This is a genomic window from Bacillus sp. FSL R9-9410, assembly GCF_038050385.1.
GTDB lineage: Bacteria > Bacillota > Bacilli > Bacillales > Bacillaceae_G > Bacillus_A > Bacillus_A cereus_U.
Genome location: NZ_JBBOTV010000001.1, coordinates 1,616,945 through 1,633,949 on the forward strand (window position 1 = coordinate 1,616,945; position 17,005 = coordinate 1,633,949).

Genomic DNA, 17,005 nt, shown 5'->3' on the forward strand with positions numbered 1-17,005 from the left:
AGAAAAAATAAAGGGTTGTGTTATGTTTTGAAGTCATCGTAAAGTACGTTTTAACGGATGCATGTTACAAACAAGTTATCCGCAAAAAACGGGTAAACGTTACAGGGACTTTAATTGCTGTAACGAGAGGGAGTTTGATATGGAGGAGAAAGTTGTTGGTTATGTACGAGTTTCAACAGAAGGACAAGTACGTGAAGGGTACAGCTTGACGTATCAAGTAGAAGAAATTCAGCGGTACTGTAACGAGAATGAATTACAACTGCTTCACATATACGAAGATAAAGGAATCAGCGGAGCGACAGTAGATGAAGATGGATTAACAGTTGAACGTGAAGGTCTACAAGAGCTATTGTCGGATATTGCATATCATCAAGTGAGCAAAGTTATTGTACTAAATACATCTCGGTTATGGCGCTCTGATATGGCAAAAGTGTTAATACAACGAGAACTAAAGAAACATGTGGTTGATGTGAAAGCAATTGAACAACCAAACTACAGTATATATGCACATGACCCAAATGAATTTTTAGTAAATGGCATGTTAGAGCTACTAGACCAATATCAACGTCTCGAGATTGCATTAAAGCTAAGTAGGGGCAGAAAGAAGAAAGCGGAACAAGGTGGATATGCAGGTGGTGGTGTACTGTTTGGCTACAAGGCAACAAAAGGACAAAAAGTGTTAGAAGTGGATGCTGAGAAAGCAGTAGTTGTACGTAGACTATTTGAATTGCGACACTTTTTTAGGCATTGGTCACTGACTCAATTGGCAGAACGGCTTAATTTAGAGGGCTATCGTACAGGGAAAAAGAAGCTGTTTACGAAAGTGCAAGTGAAACGTATGTTAGACCGTGAGAGCTTTTATCGAGGGGTGTACACATACGGACAAATACAAACAAATGGGAAACATCCAGCAATTATATAACAGTCGTACTTAAAAAAATCGCTCATTTTACTATAAGTACTTATGAAATTATGAAAATGGATAGGCTTGCGTACCTATGCGCATCGGAAGATGAACGCTCGAACTAAGGTTGCCGACATTTTTATATATGACTAAATCATTGAATAGAGGGATGAGTTATGCATAATAGACAGAACTATTTGTATGTAGGAGTAGATTTACATAAGGAGCATCATACGGCTGTTATTATTAATTGTTGGCAAGAGAAACTAGGAGAAATACAATTTGAGAATAAACCATCTGCATTTTCGAAGTTCTTATTAGAAGTAGAGACATATGTGTGTGATGGGATAACTGTTGTATTTGGTTTAGAAGATGTTGGTGGTTATGGAAGAGCATTAGCGAAATATTTAGTAGACCATGAACGAGTTGTGAAAGAAGTAAATCCAGCTTTATCATTTTTAGAACGAAAAAGCCAAGTGATGATACAAAAAAATGATAGTTGGGATGCAGAATGTGTAGCACGCATACTGGTAAACAAATTTAATCAATTGCCAGATGCAAAGCCAAACGATTTATTTTGGTCGATACAACAACTAGTATCAAGAAGGAATGCATTAGTAAAAGCACAAAGTGCGTTAAAGAATCAACTACATATTCAATTAAATCATCATTATCCAAGCTATAAAAAGTTTTTCTCAGAGTTAGATGGGAAAACAGCATTAGCGTTTTGGCAGCAATATCCGTCATCCTCTTGTTTAGAGGGGACGAATATAAAGCAATTAACAGCTTTTTTATTAGATGTTAGCAACAATACATGTTCAGTAAAGAAAGCAAGCGACATATTAAAACTTGTAAAAGAAGATGGACAAACAATGAAAGAGTATCAGGAAACGCGAGATTTTTTAGTAAGAAGTATTGTAAGGGACATTGAGTTTAAAAAGAAGGAAATGAAATACATCGAAAGAGAATTAAAACAGCTAGTAAAACTACTAGATTATCAATTAGAGACGATGCCGGGAATAGAACTTGTGACGGCATCAGCATTAATTGCAGAAATTGGGGATGTAAGACGATTTCCAAATGCCAATAAATTAGCACGATTTGCGGGGATTGCGCCGGTTTACTTTGGTTCTGGCGGAAAAGGTAAGACACATAAAAGCAAACAAGGAAACAGGGCGTTACACGCTTTATTTTATAATTTAGCTGTACAGCAAGTGCAAGTAGCGAAAAGAAGTAAGATGCCACGAAATCCAGTGTTTCATGCGTACTATCAGAAGAAACTAAAAGAAGGAAAAACAAAGGGACAAGCATTGGTATGTATTATGAGAAGGCTTGTAAACATTGTTTATGGCATGATGAAATATAAAACAGCTTATGAATTGCCGGTAGTGGAAGAAAAAGAAGTAGTTTAATAAGGTTTTACATGGTTTTCTTTTTTATTGTGAGAGTTTAAGATTACAACATAGGGTACGAGTAATACTGTTCATAGATCTGAAATTGACGAAGTAATTAAAAATAATTACGATAAAGACGGAAATTTGATTAATAGATCAATTGTTCCTAAGGGATATAATAGTGTTGAAGATTTCTTAAAACAAGTAGATGATACTACTATCAAAGAATTTGGGTATGATAGTGTTGAAGAGTTTAAAGAAGTGGTAGGTTATGTTGATGAATATTTGAATGCCTCACCTAAAAATAATATTTTAAATAAATCATTAGCGGGAGGTACACATGTGAAAGGTGTAGACTACGATGTACTAGGATTTCCTATTTTTAAAGGAGATGCTGTTAAATTTCAAACAAGGTTGGATAAAGGGATGTTTATAGCATCTGATGATAGACAGTTTAAGTTCTGTACAAAGGCTTTAAAAGAAGCAATAGAGAAGGGAGATATACCAAAAGAAATCTTTACAGAGAAACAGCTCCGGGATATTTATAATGAGGAAGCTAGAATAAAAGGATTGACTTGGCATCATCATCAAGTACCTGGTAAAATGCAGTTAGTAGTGTCTAAAACGCATAAAGTTAACCATTTAGGTGGAAATGCATTATGGGGGGATAGAATCAGATGAGTAAGGTACAATGGAGATCACCAGATGAACCTATTATACGAGAAGATGTAAAGAATGTTGAACAGGAATTGAACATTAATTTTCCTTTAGATTATATAGAATGTGTGATGAAAAATAATGGAGCGCATGTTAGTCCAGAGGTGTTTGAAGTTGAAGGGAAAAGAAAGGTTTTTGGAACGTTATTAAGTTACGATATGGATGATGACGAAAATATTATAGAAGTATTTGATGATTACAAGGATACACTACCGGCAGAATTAGTTCCTTTTGCTTTTGATCCAGCGGGAAATTTAATATGTTTTGACTATAAAAATGACAAAAATAACCCTGTTGTGGTATTTTGGGAACATGAAAATGCTGGTGAAAAAGAAATGTTGATGCGAGAAGAAGGATTAACAGAAGAACAAGTGGAAGAACGTGCAAGAGAGAATGTATTTTACATTGCAGATACATTTACTGATTTTTTAAGTAAATTACACGATTAAAAATATAATGATGAATGAAAAATAAAGTTTATGTGAAATGGATAGAAAAAATAATAGGGTGTTTGAAAATATATACTCCATGATGGTTGTACCATCATAGAGTACTATGTACAATGATAGAATAGAAAACGAAGTACGAGCTTAGGCGATATGACATTTTACTGTGCGACGAATACAAAGACATGGAATGGACATAAAACTAACGAACTCGTACAAGCTCGTAATTTTTAATGTAGTAGTTGTCACGACATATAAAAGGTGTCATACTGTTGCCATAAAACTTACAAATTTAATGCTACTTAAAAACAGATGAACTTAAAGCACTTGATTGTCAACTAGAGGCAACAAGTGCTTTTTTGCGTTTTAGCGTAGAAATTTAAAAGAGCATTATAATTTTATAAGTGCATTAAGTGTTAAATTTTTATTGTTGTTTTATAGATTGTAATGGCTATGTACAGTGTACGACGATAGTAGAGGGAAAAATAAAGGGTTGTGTTATTTTTTGAAGTCATCGTAAAGTACGTTTTAACGGATGGACGTTATGCATACGTTATCCGCAAAAAACGGGTAAACGTTACAGGGACTTTAATTGCTGTAACGGGAGAGGACTCAATATGGAAGAGAAAGTAGTTGGTTATGTACGTGTTTCAACAGAAGGACAAGTGCGTGAAGGGTACAGCCTAACGTATCAAGTAGAAGAAATCGAACGGTACTGCATTGAAAATAAACTACAACTGTTTCATATATACGAAGATAAAGGAATTAGCGGAGCGACAGTAGATGAAGATGGATTAACAGTTGAACGTGAAGGTTTACAAGAATTATTGTCAGATATGACATATCATCAAGTGAGCCACGTGATTGTACTAAATACATCTAGGTTATGGCGCTCTGATATGGCAAAAGTGTTAATACAACGAGAGCTAAAGAAATACAAGGTAGATGTGAAAGCAATTGAACAACCCAATTACAGTATATACACACATGACCCAAATGATTTTTTAGTAAATGGCATGTTAGAGCTATTAGACCAATATCAACGTCTCGAGATTGCGTTGAAGCTAAGTAGAGGCAGAAAGAAAAAAGCGGAACAAGGTGGATATGCAGGGGGCGGTGTGATGTTTGGTTATAGGGCAAACAAAGGACAAAAAGTGTTAGAAGTAGATGCTAGTAAAGCAATCGTTGTACGTAGGCTATTTGAGCTACGACACTTTTTTAAGCATTGGTCACTTACTCAATTGGCAGAACGACTGAATACGGAAGGCTATCGTACAGAGAAAGGAAAGCTGTTTACGAAAGTACAAGTGAAACGCATGTTAGACCGAGAGAGTTTTTATCGAGGGATATATACATACGGGCAAATACAAGTAAACGGTAAACATCCAGCAATTATATAACAGTCGTACTTAAAGAAATCGCTCATTTTACTATATGTACTTATGAAATTATGAAAATGGATAGGCTTGCGTACCTATGCGCATCGGAGGATGAACGCTCGAACTAAGGTTGCCGACATTTTTATATATGACTAAATCATTGAATAGAGGGATGAGTTATGCAGAATAGACAGAACTATTTGTATGTAGGAGTAGATTTACATAAGCAGCATCATACGGCTGTTATGATTAATTGTTGGCAAGAGAAATTAGGAGAAATACAATTTGAGAATAAACCATCTGCATTTTCGAAGTTTTTATTAGAAGTAGAGACATATGTGAGTGATGGTTTATCAGTTGTATTTGGTTTAGAAGATGTTGGTGGTTACGGAAGAGCATTAGCGAAATATTTAGTAGATCACGAACAGGTAGTGAAAGAAGTAAATCCAGCTTTATCATTTTTAGAACGAAAAAGCCAAGTGATGATACACAAAAATGATAGTTGGGATGCGGAATGTGTGGCACGCATATTGGTAAACAAATTTAATCAATTACCAGATGCAAAGCCAAACGATTTATTATGGTCAATACAACAACTGGTTTCAAGAAGGAATGCATTAGTAAAAGCACAAAGTGCATTAAAGAACCAATTACATATTCAATTAAACCATCATTATCCAAGTTATAAAAAGTTTTTCTCAGAATTAGATGGGAAAACAGCATTAGCGTTTTGGCAGCAGTATCCGTCACCGTCCTGTTTAGAAGGTGTTAGTATAAAGAAATTAACAGCTTTTTTATTAGATGTTAGCAACAATACATGTTCGGTAAAGAAAGCAAGCGACATATTAAAACTTGTAAAAGAAGATGGACAAACAATGAAAGAGTATCAAGAAATGCGAAACTTTTTAGTAAGAAGTATTGTACGGGAGATTGAGTTTAAAAAGAAGGAAATGAAATACATCGAAAGAGAATTAAAACAGCTAGTAAATCTACTAGATTATCAATTAGAGACGATGCCGGGAATAGAACTTGTGACTGCATCAGCATTAATTGCAGAAATTGGAGATGTAAGACGATTTCCAAATGCCAACAAATTAGCACGATTTGCGGGGATTGCGCCTGTTTACTTTGGTTCTGGTGGGAAAGGTAAGACACACAAAAGCAAACAAGGAAACAGGGCGCTACACGCTTTATTTTATAATTTAGCAGTACAGCAAGTGCAAGTAGCAAAAGGCAGTAAGATGCCACGAAATCCAGTGTTTCATGCGTACTATCAAAAGAAGCTTAAAGAAGGAAAAACAAAAGGACAAGCATTGGTATGTATTATGAGAAGGCTTGTAAACATTGTATATGGCATGATGAAATATAAAACGGCATATGAATTGCCGATAGTAGAAGAAAAAGAAGTAGTTTAATAAGGTTTACATGGTTTGCTTTTTTATTGTGAGGGTTTAAGATTACAACATAGGGTACGGGTAAAGGTAGTAAGGGAGTAAGTGAATCTAATTTAAAAAATATAGACGAATTTATTAATGGAAGTAAGAATTTTGATGACGTTATAAATGACTATGCAAAAGTATATAAAGAACATGTGGAATCTAATAGACCATGGTCTTGGGACGATAATATTCCAGGTGGAGATAGTTTATCTTCATCTCAAAGAAGAAAGATAAAAGAAATGGCTATATCAAAAGGTCATATTCCAAAAATAACTGTAAATAAAGTAGAAGGTATGAGATATGGATTTGCTGATTTTGCTAGTGCGAATCTAGTTAAGGAAACAGTTCATCTGCCTGAAGAGTTTTGGAAGTTGTCAGATAAACACCAATTTAAATGGTTAGATGAACAAATTGGTGGAACTCAAAAAGGAATGACTTGGCATCATACCGAAGTGCCTGGTAAGATGGAATTAGTTCCATTTGGCATTCATAATATCACACCTCATAATGGTGGAAGAACAAAAGGTATGTGGGCAGATGCTCCAAGATAACATAAAATTGAGGAGGTATAAGTATTATGGAAATTAAAGATGGTTCTGTAATTTATCCAGTACCAGACGATACTTTGTTATCTGAGAAAGAAAGGAAATGGAGAATTAAATTACCTAGTGCATATAAAGAATTTATTAAAAAGAATAATGGAGCTGTTCCGATAAAAGATAGTTTCGTCTGTAATAATCATAGTTATGTTATTGATAGGTTTTTGTGTATACTAAAAGTTACTGGCCAAAGTGATGATGAATTTTATGATATTGGAGTTGTTAGAACTCAGTTAGAAGAGAGAATTGTTTCTGATGAAGATTTAGTAGGGGTAGAATTATTGCCAATAGCAGTTTTATTTGCAGGTGATTTTGTATGTTTAGACTACCGAGGGAATAACGAAGAACCTTCTGTATGTGTTTGGAATCATGAAGAGTCTGCAGATTTAGAACCCGTGACGTATTTTGCGAGTAATAATTTTGAAGAGTTTCTAAAAGTTCTAGCTGAATAAACTGAGAAGCATTAGATGCGGGATTTGATTCTTGCATCTAATGCTTTTTATTTTAGTTTATTAATAAATTTTTAAAGTGTTTATAAAAAATGTTGTGTTAGTAGTTAAATAGTGGGTATGGTAAAATCGGTAAATTAAAAGTAATTGTAGAGGCTAATAGAGCAATAAAGTAAATGGTTTATGAAATAGAAGGAAAAGGGATATTTGAGAAAACGATTAGAAATCGCGCAGGAGATTGATTAAAGTGGAAAAAGAAATGAACAAGTTGTATAGAGAAATAGCTGAAACGGTTAATGAAATGATTCCAGAAGAATGGGAGAAATTTTATTTTTATGCTCAGATATCGGAAACTGGAGGGGGAACGTACTTTTTTTATAATACACCTGAAAATAGACAATGCTTTAATTATAGTGTGAAAATCCCATTTAACTATGCTATTGAAAAAGAAGAATTTAAAAAAAATAAAAGAAAGCTGTTTGAGTTGAGCGATGAACTAAGAAATGTTTTTAAAGATAATGAGCAAGAACTTTGGTATTCCTTTACAATGACTCTTGAGAGTAGTGGGAAATTTAAGATGCATTATGATTATACAAATTGGTTCGATACAGAATATGGTTTTAGTGACCAAATGATTATTTGGAAAAATAAATACTTAGGCGAAGTACCAAATGATGAAAATTATAAAGCGTTAATCGATAAATATCATAGTGAATTTCCGAATAATCCTATTTAACTAAATGAAAGACAAAAAAAATAATAGGGCGTTTGAAAATAGATACTCCATGATGGTTGTACCATCATGGAGTACTGTGTGCAATGATAGAATAGAAAACGAAGTACGAGCTTAGGCGAAATGACATTTTATATGGCGGTGAATATAAAACCACATGGAGTGGGCATGAAACTAACGAACTCGTACAAAATAGTATTTGTCATGATGTACAAAAGGTGTCATACTGTCACTACAAAACTTACAAATTTATGCTACTTAAAAACATATGAACTTAAAGCGCTTGATTGCCTATGAAAGGCAACAAGTGCTTTTTTTGCGTTGAAATTCAACAGAGAACTATAATTTTATTATGCAAACTATTTCCGTTTTTTTCACATAGTATATACAACTAACGAGGAGATAAATGTTCACTATTACCTTTATTCCTGTTATAAAAAATTCTACAATAGAAGACAGAACGTATATTTGGTATAATCAAAACATACTATATGAAATGATGTACATGAGTTTGAAATTCATGTAATAAGGTAAGTACTACATAACAATAACTAATATTTAAAGTTCTCGTACCTATAGGATTCAGTTCATGTTATACAAATCAGTTGTTAGAAAGGAAAAGATGTAATGAATCAAATTTCATTTGAAGATTTATTTGAAGAAGAAAAAGAAAAAGTGGAGGTAGCTGAGATCCCAGCACCTTTATCGCCCTTGCAAAAAGATATTTTGGGATTATTTAATTCTGAAGAAATAAGTGCACTTGAGCTATGCGAACAATTAATACGATCTGGTAAAATATCAGATGAAAGATTTACAACGAATAAGCCTAAAGCCTTTGGAAAAGTATGCTTAATATTAGAAGGGTTTGTTACAGAAGGAAAGCTTACTTTTATCAAAAATGATGAGAAAAGAGATAGGGTTTATAAATTGAATGAAGAAATTTTTAACATATAAGTTGTCCAGAATTAAATGAATGTTTTCTACGGAGCTAGTTCAGTAACCAAAGTAAAAAGGGGTATCAATCAAGAAAGATTGATACCCCTTTTTGTTTTTTTACATCTTACATATTTACGTTTGAAACCGAGTCTTTCTCTATCAAGTTCTAAATGCATATTTTCGTAAGCATTTAGAAAACTGCTTTTTTCTTGTTACGTTTTACTTCAACTATACCAACTTCTTTTGCAGTCTCGACTGCCTTTTCATGTAGTGGCGCATATGAAATCCGCACAGTGTTTAGAAGATTATTCATAGCGGATTTTGTTCGTTCTGGAGAATCCTGAATCGTATTTTTCACAATTTTATAGTTTTGTAAAAAAAGTATATTAAAAAATGCACTAATAAATTATTCTCCTTTTATTTAGGCTGTTTTCGTATAGATTGTTGCTCTCTATCAACGAGTAAAAAAAGGGATATTCCACATACAACACGTTAATAACTTCCATCGCCGCTTGAAAGGATGGATGGAACGATTTCAAGGCGTTTGTACGTATTATTTGGATAGTTACCTCTACTGGTATCGTTGGCTTGAGTTACATACAAACTTAGCATTTGAAAATCGGGTAGGGCAAATGCTTATGTCAGCTTGTCAAAAATCTGACAATTTCACAGTTGAAGCATTAAGAAAAGATAAAAAGCATCATTAATCAGATGCTTTTTAGATAGATTCAGTAGTTTATTGTTATTTAACTAACGGAGTAGTTTAGTTGAATAAGAAAAAAGATTAATGCGTATTTGACTTAAAATGCGATAAAAAAATGAACTGTACAAGGATGACAATTCATTTGATAGGTAGGTATTATTTCACATTCTTTAGAGGGGAAATTACCTTGTTATAAAAAAATCTTTCCCATTTAGCTAACAAACCGTTCCCATTTTCACCACATTGAATTTCAATTTCGTGGTTTTTATGAAATTCTGCTATTCGTTTATTATGCTCTTTGTGTAATTGATGGAGAGCTACTTGTTTCATTATTATCCCTCCTTTCGATTAACCATAATTATATATCCTGGGTTGATTATAGCAAAGTATTCTACACGTTTTGTAGATTAAATCTGCCTTTTATTTTTAGCAGCAACAATCTCTGAGAAAACAGCTTTTATTTATGATGATCGCCGTAAGGTCATTGCCCAGAATAAAAGAGCACAAGTACTAACGGATGCACCTAATATACAAACTCCGTTCCATCCGTAGCTTGCATAAATGTTTGTGGAAAGAATGGCACCTGTAGCACTGCCGATAGAATAAAAAATCATATAACTAGCAGTGAGCCGACTTCTCGCTTCAGGACGCACTGTGAAAAGTATACTTTGGTTCGTGACATGTACAGCTTGCACAGCTAAATCTAAAAGGATAACACCGGTAACTAGTAGGAATAGAGAATGGTTCATTAATTTAATGAGGAGCCATGAAAGTAATAATAAGGATAAGGCTATGCCAGTAGTTCGTTCTCCCAATCCGCGATCGGCGAGTCGTCCGGCCTTAGTGGCAGCTAATGCACCAGCAACTCCAGCAAGACCAAATGCTCCGATAGCTGTATGTGATAGATTATATGGTGCAGCACTTAGAGGTAAAACTAATGAAGTCCATAAAATACTGAAGGAAGTAAAAATAAGCAATGCTAATATTCCGCGAATACGTAAGATCCTTTCTTCTACAAATAATAGGAGAACAGAATGTAATAATTTACGATAGGTCATAGCTGTTTTTTTATGTTCAAGATTAGGTAAATTACGATATAACAAACCAATTACGAAGAGCATAAGTACAGCAGAGGTAAGATAAACGGAACGCCATCCCGCTAGATCTGTTAATGTTCCGGCAAATGTACGTGCAAGTAGAATTCCTATTACGACACCATTCGTGACGAAACCTACTATTCGCCCACGGTCTTTTGGGTTAGCTAAAATGGATGCGTATGCGACGAGTGTCTGCGTAACAGTCGCAAGAATTCCGACTAAGGCCATACCTATAAAAAGTACGGTACTGGAAGGAGCGACTCCGACCACAATTAAAGCGAAAACGGATAAAAGCATTTGAACAATGATAAGTCTTTTTTGGTTTAACAAATCACCAAGTGGAACTAATAAAAGTAATCCGAGTGCATAACAAACTTGAGTAATCGTAATAACGACACCAATAGTTGAATGGTTGATCTTAAACGCATTTGATAAAGAATCAAGTAGAGGATGAGCGAAGTATATATTCGCCACAGCCATCCCGCAAGCTATTGAAAATAATAGAGTTATATAGCGGGGCATGATTGTATTGATAGGTGATTGGAACTGATCATTATTCTGTGTAAGAGCAGTTGTCATTTTTTCTTTAGTATCCATAATATCATCTCCTTTTGTTTTTAAAATAATGTACCGAACGGTATGTTATTTAGTAAGTCAAATATAATCAGGGATAAGTTGCTATGTCAAGTGAATTGTAAAATAAATTCAGTTTCTTTTGACATATCATTTATAATTTAATACGATATATAATATACTGATTAGTACATAAAAACGTGATTTATAATTTAGAAAACAGGTGAAAAAAGAGGAGGGATTAAATGGCTCGACTACGTGAATTTGATAAAGAAAAAGCTTTGGATGCTGCTATGCAACTTTTTTGGGAGAAAGGATACGCTACTACTTCATTAAGTGATCTAACTGCTAAAATGGAAATACAAAGACCGAGTTTATATGCGGCATTTGGTGATAAAGAAGGGCTGTTTGAAGCTGCATTACGGAGATACACGAATTTACACGCAGCTAGCATTCGAACAAAACTTCAAAAAGAACAATCTGTAAAAGAGGCCATTCGTACATTTTTTGAAAATATGGTAGAAGAGGAATATAAAAAAGAATCAAATAAAGGCTGTTTTTGTATTAACACAATGGTGGAACTTGCTCCTCATAATGAAAAATTTGAAGTGCTGACTAGAGAACATCAAATGTATCTTTCAGTTATATTTCAAGAATTAATTACTAAAGGAATTCAGTCTGGAGAACTGCAAAGTGATGTGAATGCTAAAGCATTGGCACAAACGCTAGTCACTTCATTAATTGGATTAACGGTGTTAATGAAATCCCGCCCAGAACGTTCAGTTGTAGATAATTCGGTATGTATCATATTATCGTTACTAAAATAAATGTAACAGAATTGTATTTCAATCAACTATGTCGATTATAGACACTTTTATTTATAAACTTTTAACTTTAAACACTGAATTGTCTACGAAGGCAACAAGTGCTTTTTATTTTCGTGTAAATATGAGCAGGTGAATCATAATGGTTGTCTGCAATATATGAAGATTGTTGGAGACATTTGTAATTAGGCATCGGATAAGAGAGGAATGAAAACACTATATAAGCCCCTTCAAAGCCCCTTATAAGCACCTACCAAGTAATAAATCACTAAGAAAAAACAAAACAAAAACAACTACAAGAACAAAACAAGCGCGAAAAAATAAAACCGTCGTTGTAGTAGTTAAAAAAATTTGGAACTCGAATGCCAAAACTGTTACCTCATTCCTATATTTATATTGAAGGATTGGAATTTTCCTTTTTACTAGTAAAGAGCGGGAGGAAAACTGATGGCGGTGTACCGTAATGTGCAGGTGAACTTTTGGCAAGATGAATTCATATTAGATTTAACGCCAGAAGAGCGTTATTTTTACATATATTTGCTAACTGGTACGAAAACGAAGCAATGTGGTATTTACATATTACCGAAGCGTTTGGCAGAGCTTGAAACTGGTTACAGTATGGAGACTGTTGAGAAGTTATTGAACCGGTTTGTGGAATACGGGAAGATTTTATATGATGCGGAAACGAAAGAGTTATTCATTATAAATTGGTTACACTATAATCCTATTTTTAATACGAACATAGAGAAATGTGTATTACGTGAGCTGAAACTGGTGAAAAGTAAAGAGTTCCTACATAAGTTTTTGCGTAAATGTCTTGAAGAAGAATGCAAGATTCCATTATTACTTCAGTATTTTGGTATGCCAGAGGAAGAGGTTAGTAGTAATTCACAACAAGAAATTATTCAAGAGAAGGAAGAGGTAGAAAGAGTAGAGGATGCCACTCCGCATAGTGAAGTTTATAAATTTTACGAACAAAACATTAGTAGTCTATCTCCATATATCGCGAAGGAATTAAAGGAATGGATGCAAAGAGTTTCAGGAGATAAAGTACTAGAGGCACTTAAAATTGCGTTTGAAAATAATAAGGGAACGTTTGCTTATGTGAAGGGGATTTTGAGGAATTGGTGTAATAAAAAGTTGGAGAATTCTAGTGAAGAAAAGAGTGTGATGGGAAGTTTAGAGAAAAGGAGAAGTATTTTGAGTAGTGTTTTTTAATTTACATAAATTTAATATAGAATATACGTTCGTGTTCAGTTGGTTGTATGCTATACTATTTTTGAATGATAGAGGAATTATATATGGGTATTTTTTCTTTTATAAATAGATGCGGGAGGAACAGAGTTTGACAAACAGTACATCAAAGTTGTTTCAATATATTAATATGACAGAAGAGCAGAAACAATTATCACTGCGATATTTAGAGTCGAGAGAAGAAGCGATTTTAAAAGATATTCAACTAACGACAATTAGAGATCAAAAGAGAGCCGATTTTGCGGAGCAGTTTATAAGCGATTTTAGGAAAGTACATAAACAAGATCCGGCTTTCTTTCGGTTATTTTATCATATACTCGAGGGGCAATTATTAAATGTTCTTGTAGTACGTTTTGCACATGTAAGTTTTCCTAAAATGAAGATTTATTTAGAAAAAAGTGAACTTCCTTTGGAGAAACTTGTAGCAAGTGCGTGTAAATATTTATCCAATAGTTCAAGTTATATGAATGAAGCAGATGTTTTTCTTAGAGAATTAATAAGTGAGAATCCGAACTATATAGATGAGCAATTATGCGCTTTACCAACTCAGCAGCAATTATCGCTACTTCTTGTAATGTTTGAAGTAGATTATGAGAGATTCCGTACATATAGCTCTTTATTGGACGAGAGATTAGAAGAATATGCTGAATTTATATTGAATTTGAATGGAGAAAAGGAAAAGGTTGAAGCTGTTGAACGGTATATAAAAGGTGAAAGTGATAGTGAAGTATTTGTAGGTGGGGCTTTACCAGAATATATTTGGCGACTATTATTTTGTGTCCATAAGTATTCAAATGTTGCGAGGCGCTATGTTGAAATACTAGCGAAGAAAAATGTTTGGAGTTTTATTAATTATGCTACACGTTATATGTGTCACGCTCTTGGACAATCTCAAAATTATAAAAGAACAGGTAGTGTAAATAAAAACACATATGAAGGTATTCAAAGTTTTTGTAAACAGTTTTGGATTTCTGAGGAAAGATTTTTTGCGCACCGTCTGAGGCAACATGATTTAAATAATGAAGAATTTTGTAAGACGTATGAATATGAATTGCTATGCTTCATGGGGAAAGAAAATCCTGAATTTGTTCAACGTACTTTGCATTATTTAAGTAAAATTAATTATCTCATCATCGCACGAATGTTAGCTGAAAAAGGGCATGAGCTAAATAGAGGGAAAATGCGAGAAGAGTTTTTGGTGGCTGCTTTGCAAATTAAATTGTCTACAGTGCGGGATATATATCGTGATTATTTAATAGGGAAAGTGTCATTTGAGGATATGAAGAAAATATTTAAAAATCCGAAATATAGAAGTATGTATTGGGGTATGCCAGTGTTAGAGGTTGTACTCCTTTGGGATGTAGATGATGTAGCGAAGAAGGAAGCTGTACTTACACTACAATTCGGAGATGATTATAGTGTTAATTTATATGAACTTCTTTACGAATGTTCTGTCAGAGGGATAGAACCGAAACGAGTATTAGAAGATCTTCTTTCGTATGGGTTAAGTAAGGAAAAGCTTATCACTTATGCAGTTGAACAAGCTGCATGCTACAGTGAAGAGAGAAATAAGGCGAAGGAAGCGCTCGTTCATGTCATTGTAAAAGAACAAGCGTACATAATTGAACGATTTGATGAGTATTCTACTGTGGCCAAAGCATATATTTTAGAAGAGTTAGCAAGGGATAACATGGTTAAAATGCGTCCAATTTTAATCAAAAGCTTAGGAGATTCATCTAAAAAAATGCGTGAGTCTGTAGTTAAACTTCTTTCAAAAGATGTAGAAGCGGCAGAAGATGTAGCAGTTGAACTTCATAATAAAAAGAAAATTGTCCGTGAACATGTGATGGAAATACTTATAGATTATAAGATTGAAAAATATATGCAACTTGTACAGGAAGCTTTACAAGAAAAGAAGAATGCCTCTTTTATTGAGAAGTTTGCTCCGTTACTTGAAGTGGGGAGAAATTCAGAAAATATAGAAGAACTTTGTAGTCGTATAGTAACGGAACAAAAAAGAAATGCACTTCTGCAATCGATTGGATTTGAACCAAAGATCCGTCTTCGCGATTCAAATGAAATAGCAGACGCAACAATTCCTTTGGCTTATATACAGCAATATATTTCAGATTCTGTTATTGAGAAGAAAGAGGCAGCTGAAGTAATTGGTAGTACTTTAAATGAACAAGACTTGAAAGAGTATGTGCAAACAATATATCACATATGGATTTCTCAAGATGCAGATGTGAAGAAACGTGGAATCCTTTCATTATATGGAATATATAGTGATGACAAAATGGTAGATATTCTTAAAAAGAAAATTGATGAATGGGTCCTTCATATGAGAGGAAAGATTGCAGCGGATGCTGTTCGCGCTCTGGGCTTGTCTTCATCTAAGCTTGCACTTACGTCTATTCATGCAATGGCATTCAAATATAAGCATAAGTTAGTGCGTAATGCGGCAAAAGAGGCACTAAGTCTTGCTGCGAAAACACGTGGTATAACGGAAGAAGAGCTGGAAGATCAACTGGTACTAGACCTTGGCTTCAATATACGTGGTGAAAAGATGATTGATTTTGGAAATAGATGTTTTACTGCTATTTTAACTTCAGAGTCAAAAATTGAATTAGCGACAGAAGAAGGAAAACGTATGAAGTCACTTCCAAAGCCGAATGCAAAAGATGATGTAGAAAAGGCTGAAGAAGCTAAGAAAGAGTTATCCGCTTTAAAGAAAGAGCTTCGAAGTGCTCTTTCTATGCAGAAACAACGTTTGGAAATTGCTCTATCACTAAAGCGCTATTGGTCATATGATGCGTGGAAGTCGGTATTTATGGAAAATCCAATTATGAAGCAATTTGCCATTTCACTTATTTGGGGTGAATATACGGAAGGAAAGTTGCTGAAAACGTTCCGTTATGCGGAGGATGATACGTTTTATTCAATTATGGGAGAGGACCATGAGCTTGCATCTGGAACTGTTGTTGGTTTAATTCATCCGTTAGAATTATCCGGGGCGGAAAAGGAGTTATGGAAAGAGCAACTGACAAATTCGGGAATTGTCCAGCCGTTCCTACAAATTGAACGTCCAGTGTTTGTAGTAGAGGAAAATGATGAGATTGCTGTTGAGAGATTTGGCGGTATTTTACTAAATGGTCGCTCGTTATTCGGTAAGATGACGAAACTTGGATGGACTCGCGGATCTGTTCAAGATGGCGGTGTTTATTATACATTTTATAAAGAAGATACTCGAACTGGAGTAGGAGCGGAACTTTCATTTAGCGGAGCGCCGATTGGATATGAAGGTGAAGAGGATGTATGTGTATTTGAGATTCAATTTTATAAAGCGGGCACAGTGAACCGCGGTTCATATGAATACGACGAAATTGATGATGAAAGACGCATTGTACCAAAACAAGTAGATAAGCGCTTCTTTAGTGAAATGTTATATGATGTGCAATTAGCGACCGAGTCAAATCTTGGTCATAATGAAAGTTGGCGTAGCGGACGATAAGAAAAACCCCCTTCATTGGTAGGAAAATGAAGGGGGTTTTTCAATTT

Annotated in this window: 15 protein-coding genes and 2 pseudogenes; 14 read left to right on the plus strand and 3 right to left on the minus strand. The window is 34.4% G+C overall.

The features are described 5' to 3' along the window. Positions 1-139: 139 nt before the first annotated feature. The 10 genes from MKX77_RS08535 to MKX77_RS08580 all read left to right on the plus strand — a co-directional run bounded on the left by MKX77_RS08535 (position 140) and on the right by MKX77_RS08580 (position 9,014). Complete coding sequence (locus MKX77_RS08535; protein WP_341306309.1) at positions 140-922, plus strand: recombinase family protein; 783 nt, start codon at positions 140-142, stop codon at positions 920-922. Between the two features lie 158 nt (positions 923-1,080). Further along, entirely contained in the window at positions 1,081-2,316 is a 1,236-nt protein-coding gene (locus MKX77_RS08540) for an IS110 family transposase (RefSeq protein ID WP_341306310.1), read from the plus strand. A gap of 126 nt (positions 2,317-2,442) precedes the next feature. Next, positions 2,443-2,979: an HNH endonuclease gene (locus MKX77_RS08545; protein WP_341306311.1), complete on the plus strand. Its 537-nt coding sequence runs from the start codon at positions 2,443-2,445 to the stop codon at positions 2,977-2,979. Then, the gene (locus MKX77_RS08550) at positions 2,976-3,464 is read left to right on the plus strand and encodes an SMI1/KNR4 family protein (RefSeq protein ID WP_000049179.1); all 489 of its coding nucleotides are present in this window, start codon (positions 2,976-2,978) and stop codon (positions 3,462-3,464) included. Before MKX77_RS08545 ends, MKX77_RS08550 begins: the two co-directional genes overlap by 4 nt. Positions 3,465-4,078: 614 nt before the next feature. Continuing rightward, entirely contained in the window at positions 4,079-4,861 is a 783-nt protein-coding gene (locus MKX77_RS08555) for a recombinase family protein (RefSeq protein ID WP_097860885.1), read from the plus strand. A 158-nt stretch (positions 4,862-5,019) separates the two neighbouring features. Continuing rightward, positions 5,020-6,255, plus strand: coding sequence for an IS110 family transposase (locus MKX77_RS08560; RefSeq protein WP_341306312.1), 1,236 nt, complete (start codon positions 5,020-5,022; stop codon positions 6,253-6,255). A 176-nt stretch (positions 6,256-6,431) separates the two neighbouring features. Further along, positions 6,432-6,830, plus strand: coding sequence for an HNH endonuclease signature motif containing protein (locus MKX77_RS08565; RefSeq protein ID WP_341306313.1), 399 nt, complete (start codon positions 6,432-6,434; stop codon positions 6,828-6,830). Positions 6,831-6,856: 26 nt separating this feature from the next. After that, entirely contained in the window at positions 6,857-7,330 is a 474-nt protein-coding gene (locus tag MKX77_RS08570; RefSeq protein WP_086390669.1) for an SMI1/KNR4 family protein, read from the plus strand. A 244-nt stretch (positions 7,331-7,574) separates the two neighbouring features. After that, positions 7,575-8,063, plus strand: a complete 489-nt coding sequence (locus MKX77_RS08575) for an antitoxin YezG family protein (protein ID WP_341306314.1) — start codon at positions 7,575-7,577, stop codon at positions 8,061-8,063. 624 nt (positions 8,064-8,687) lie between these two features. Continuing rightward, the gene (locus MKX77_RS08580; protein WP_341306315.1) at positions 8,688-9,014 is read left to right on the plus strand and encodes a DUF3895 domain-containing protein; all 327 of its coding nucleotides are present in this window, start codon (positions 8,688-8,690) and stop codon (positions 9,012-9,014) included. 68 nt (positions 9,015-9,082) lie between these two features. Here MKX77_RS08580 and MKX77_RS08585 read toward each other — a convergent pair. Then, positions 9,083-9,360, minus strand: a pseudogene (locus MKX77_RS08585) (hypothetical protein); the annotation flags it as partial. A gap of 103 nt (positions 9,361-9,463) precedes the next feature. Between MKX77_RS08585 and MKX77_RS08590 the strand changes: the two are divergent. After that, positions 9,464-9,703, plus strand: a pseudogene (locus tag MKX77_RS08590) (IS1595 family transposase); the annotation flags it as partial. Positions 9,704-9,855: 152 nt separating this feature from the next. Here MKX77_RS08590 and MKX77_RS08595 read toward each other — a convergent pair. Together MKX77_RS08595 and MKX77_RS08600 are read right to left on the minus strand one after the other, a co-directional pair. After that, positions 9,856-10,029 (minus strand): hypothetical protein, encoded by a 174-nt coding sequence (locus MKX77_RS08595; protein WP_341306316.1) that lies wholly within the window; start codon positions 10,027-10,029, stop codon positions 9,856-9,858. A gap of 131 nt (positions 10,030-10,160) precedes the next feature. Beyond that, positions 10,161-11,393, minus strand: coding sequence for an MFS transporter (locus tag MKX77_RS08600; protein ID WP_341306317.1), 1,233 nt, complete (start codon positions 11,391-11,393; stop codon positions 10,161-10,163). 221 nt (positions 11,394-11,614) lie between these two features. On the opposite strand from MKX77_RS08600, the gene MKX77_RS08605 reads away from it, so the two are divergent. The 3 genes from MKX77_RS08605 to MKX77_RS08615 all read left to right on the plus strand — a co-directional run bounded on the left by MKX77_RS08605 (position 11,615) and on the right by MKX77_RS08615 (position 16,958). Further along, entirely contained in the window at positions 11,615-12,196 is a 582-nt protein-coding gene (locus MKX77_RS08605; RefSeq protein ID WP_341306318.1) for a TetR/AcrR family transcriptional regulator, read from the plus strand. A 444-nt stretch (positions 12,197-12,640) separates the two neighbouring features. After that, on the plus strand, positions 12,641-13,411 hold the full coding sequence (locus MKX77_RS08610) for a DnaD domain-containing protein (protein WP_341306319.1): 771 nt from the start codon (positions 12,641-12,643) through the stop codon (positions 13,409-13,411). Between the two features lie 127 nt (positions 13,412-13,538). Then, a complete protein-coding gene (locus MKX77_RS08615) occupies positions 13,539-16,958 on the plus strand; it encodes a DUF4132 domain-containing protein (protein WP_341306320.1) in 3,420 nt (1,139 codons plus the stop codon). Positions 16,959-17,005 lie beyond the last annotated feature (47 nt).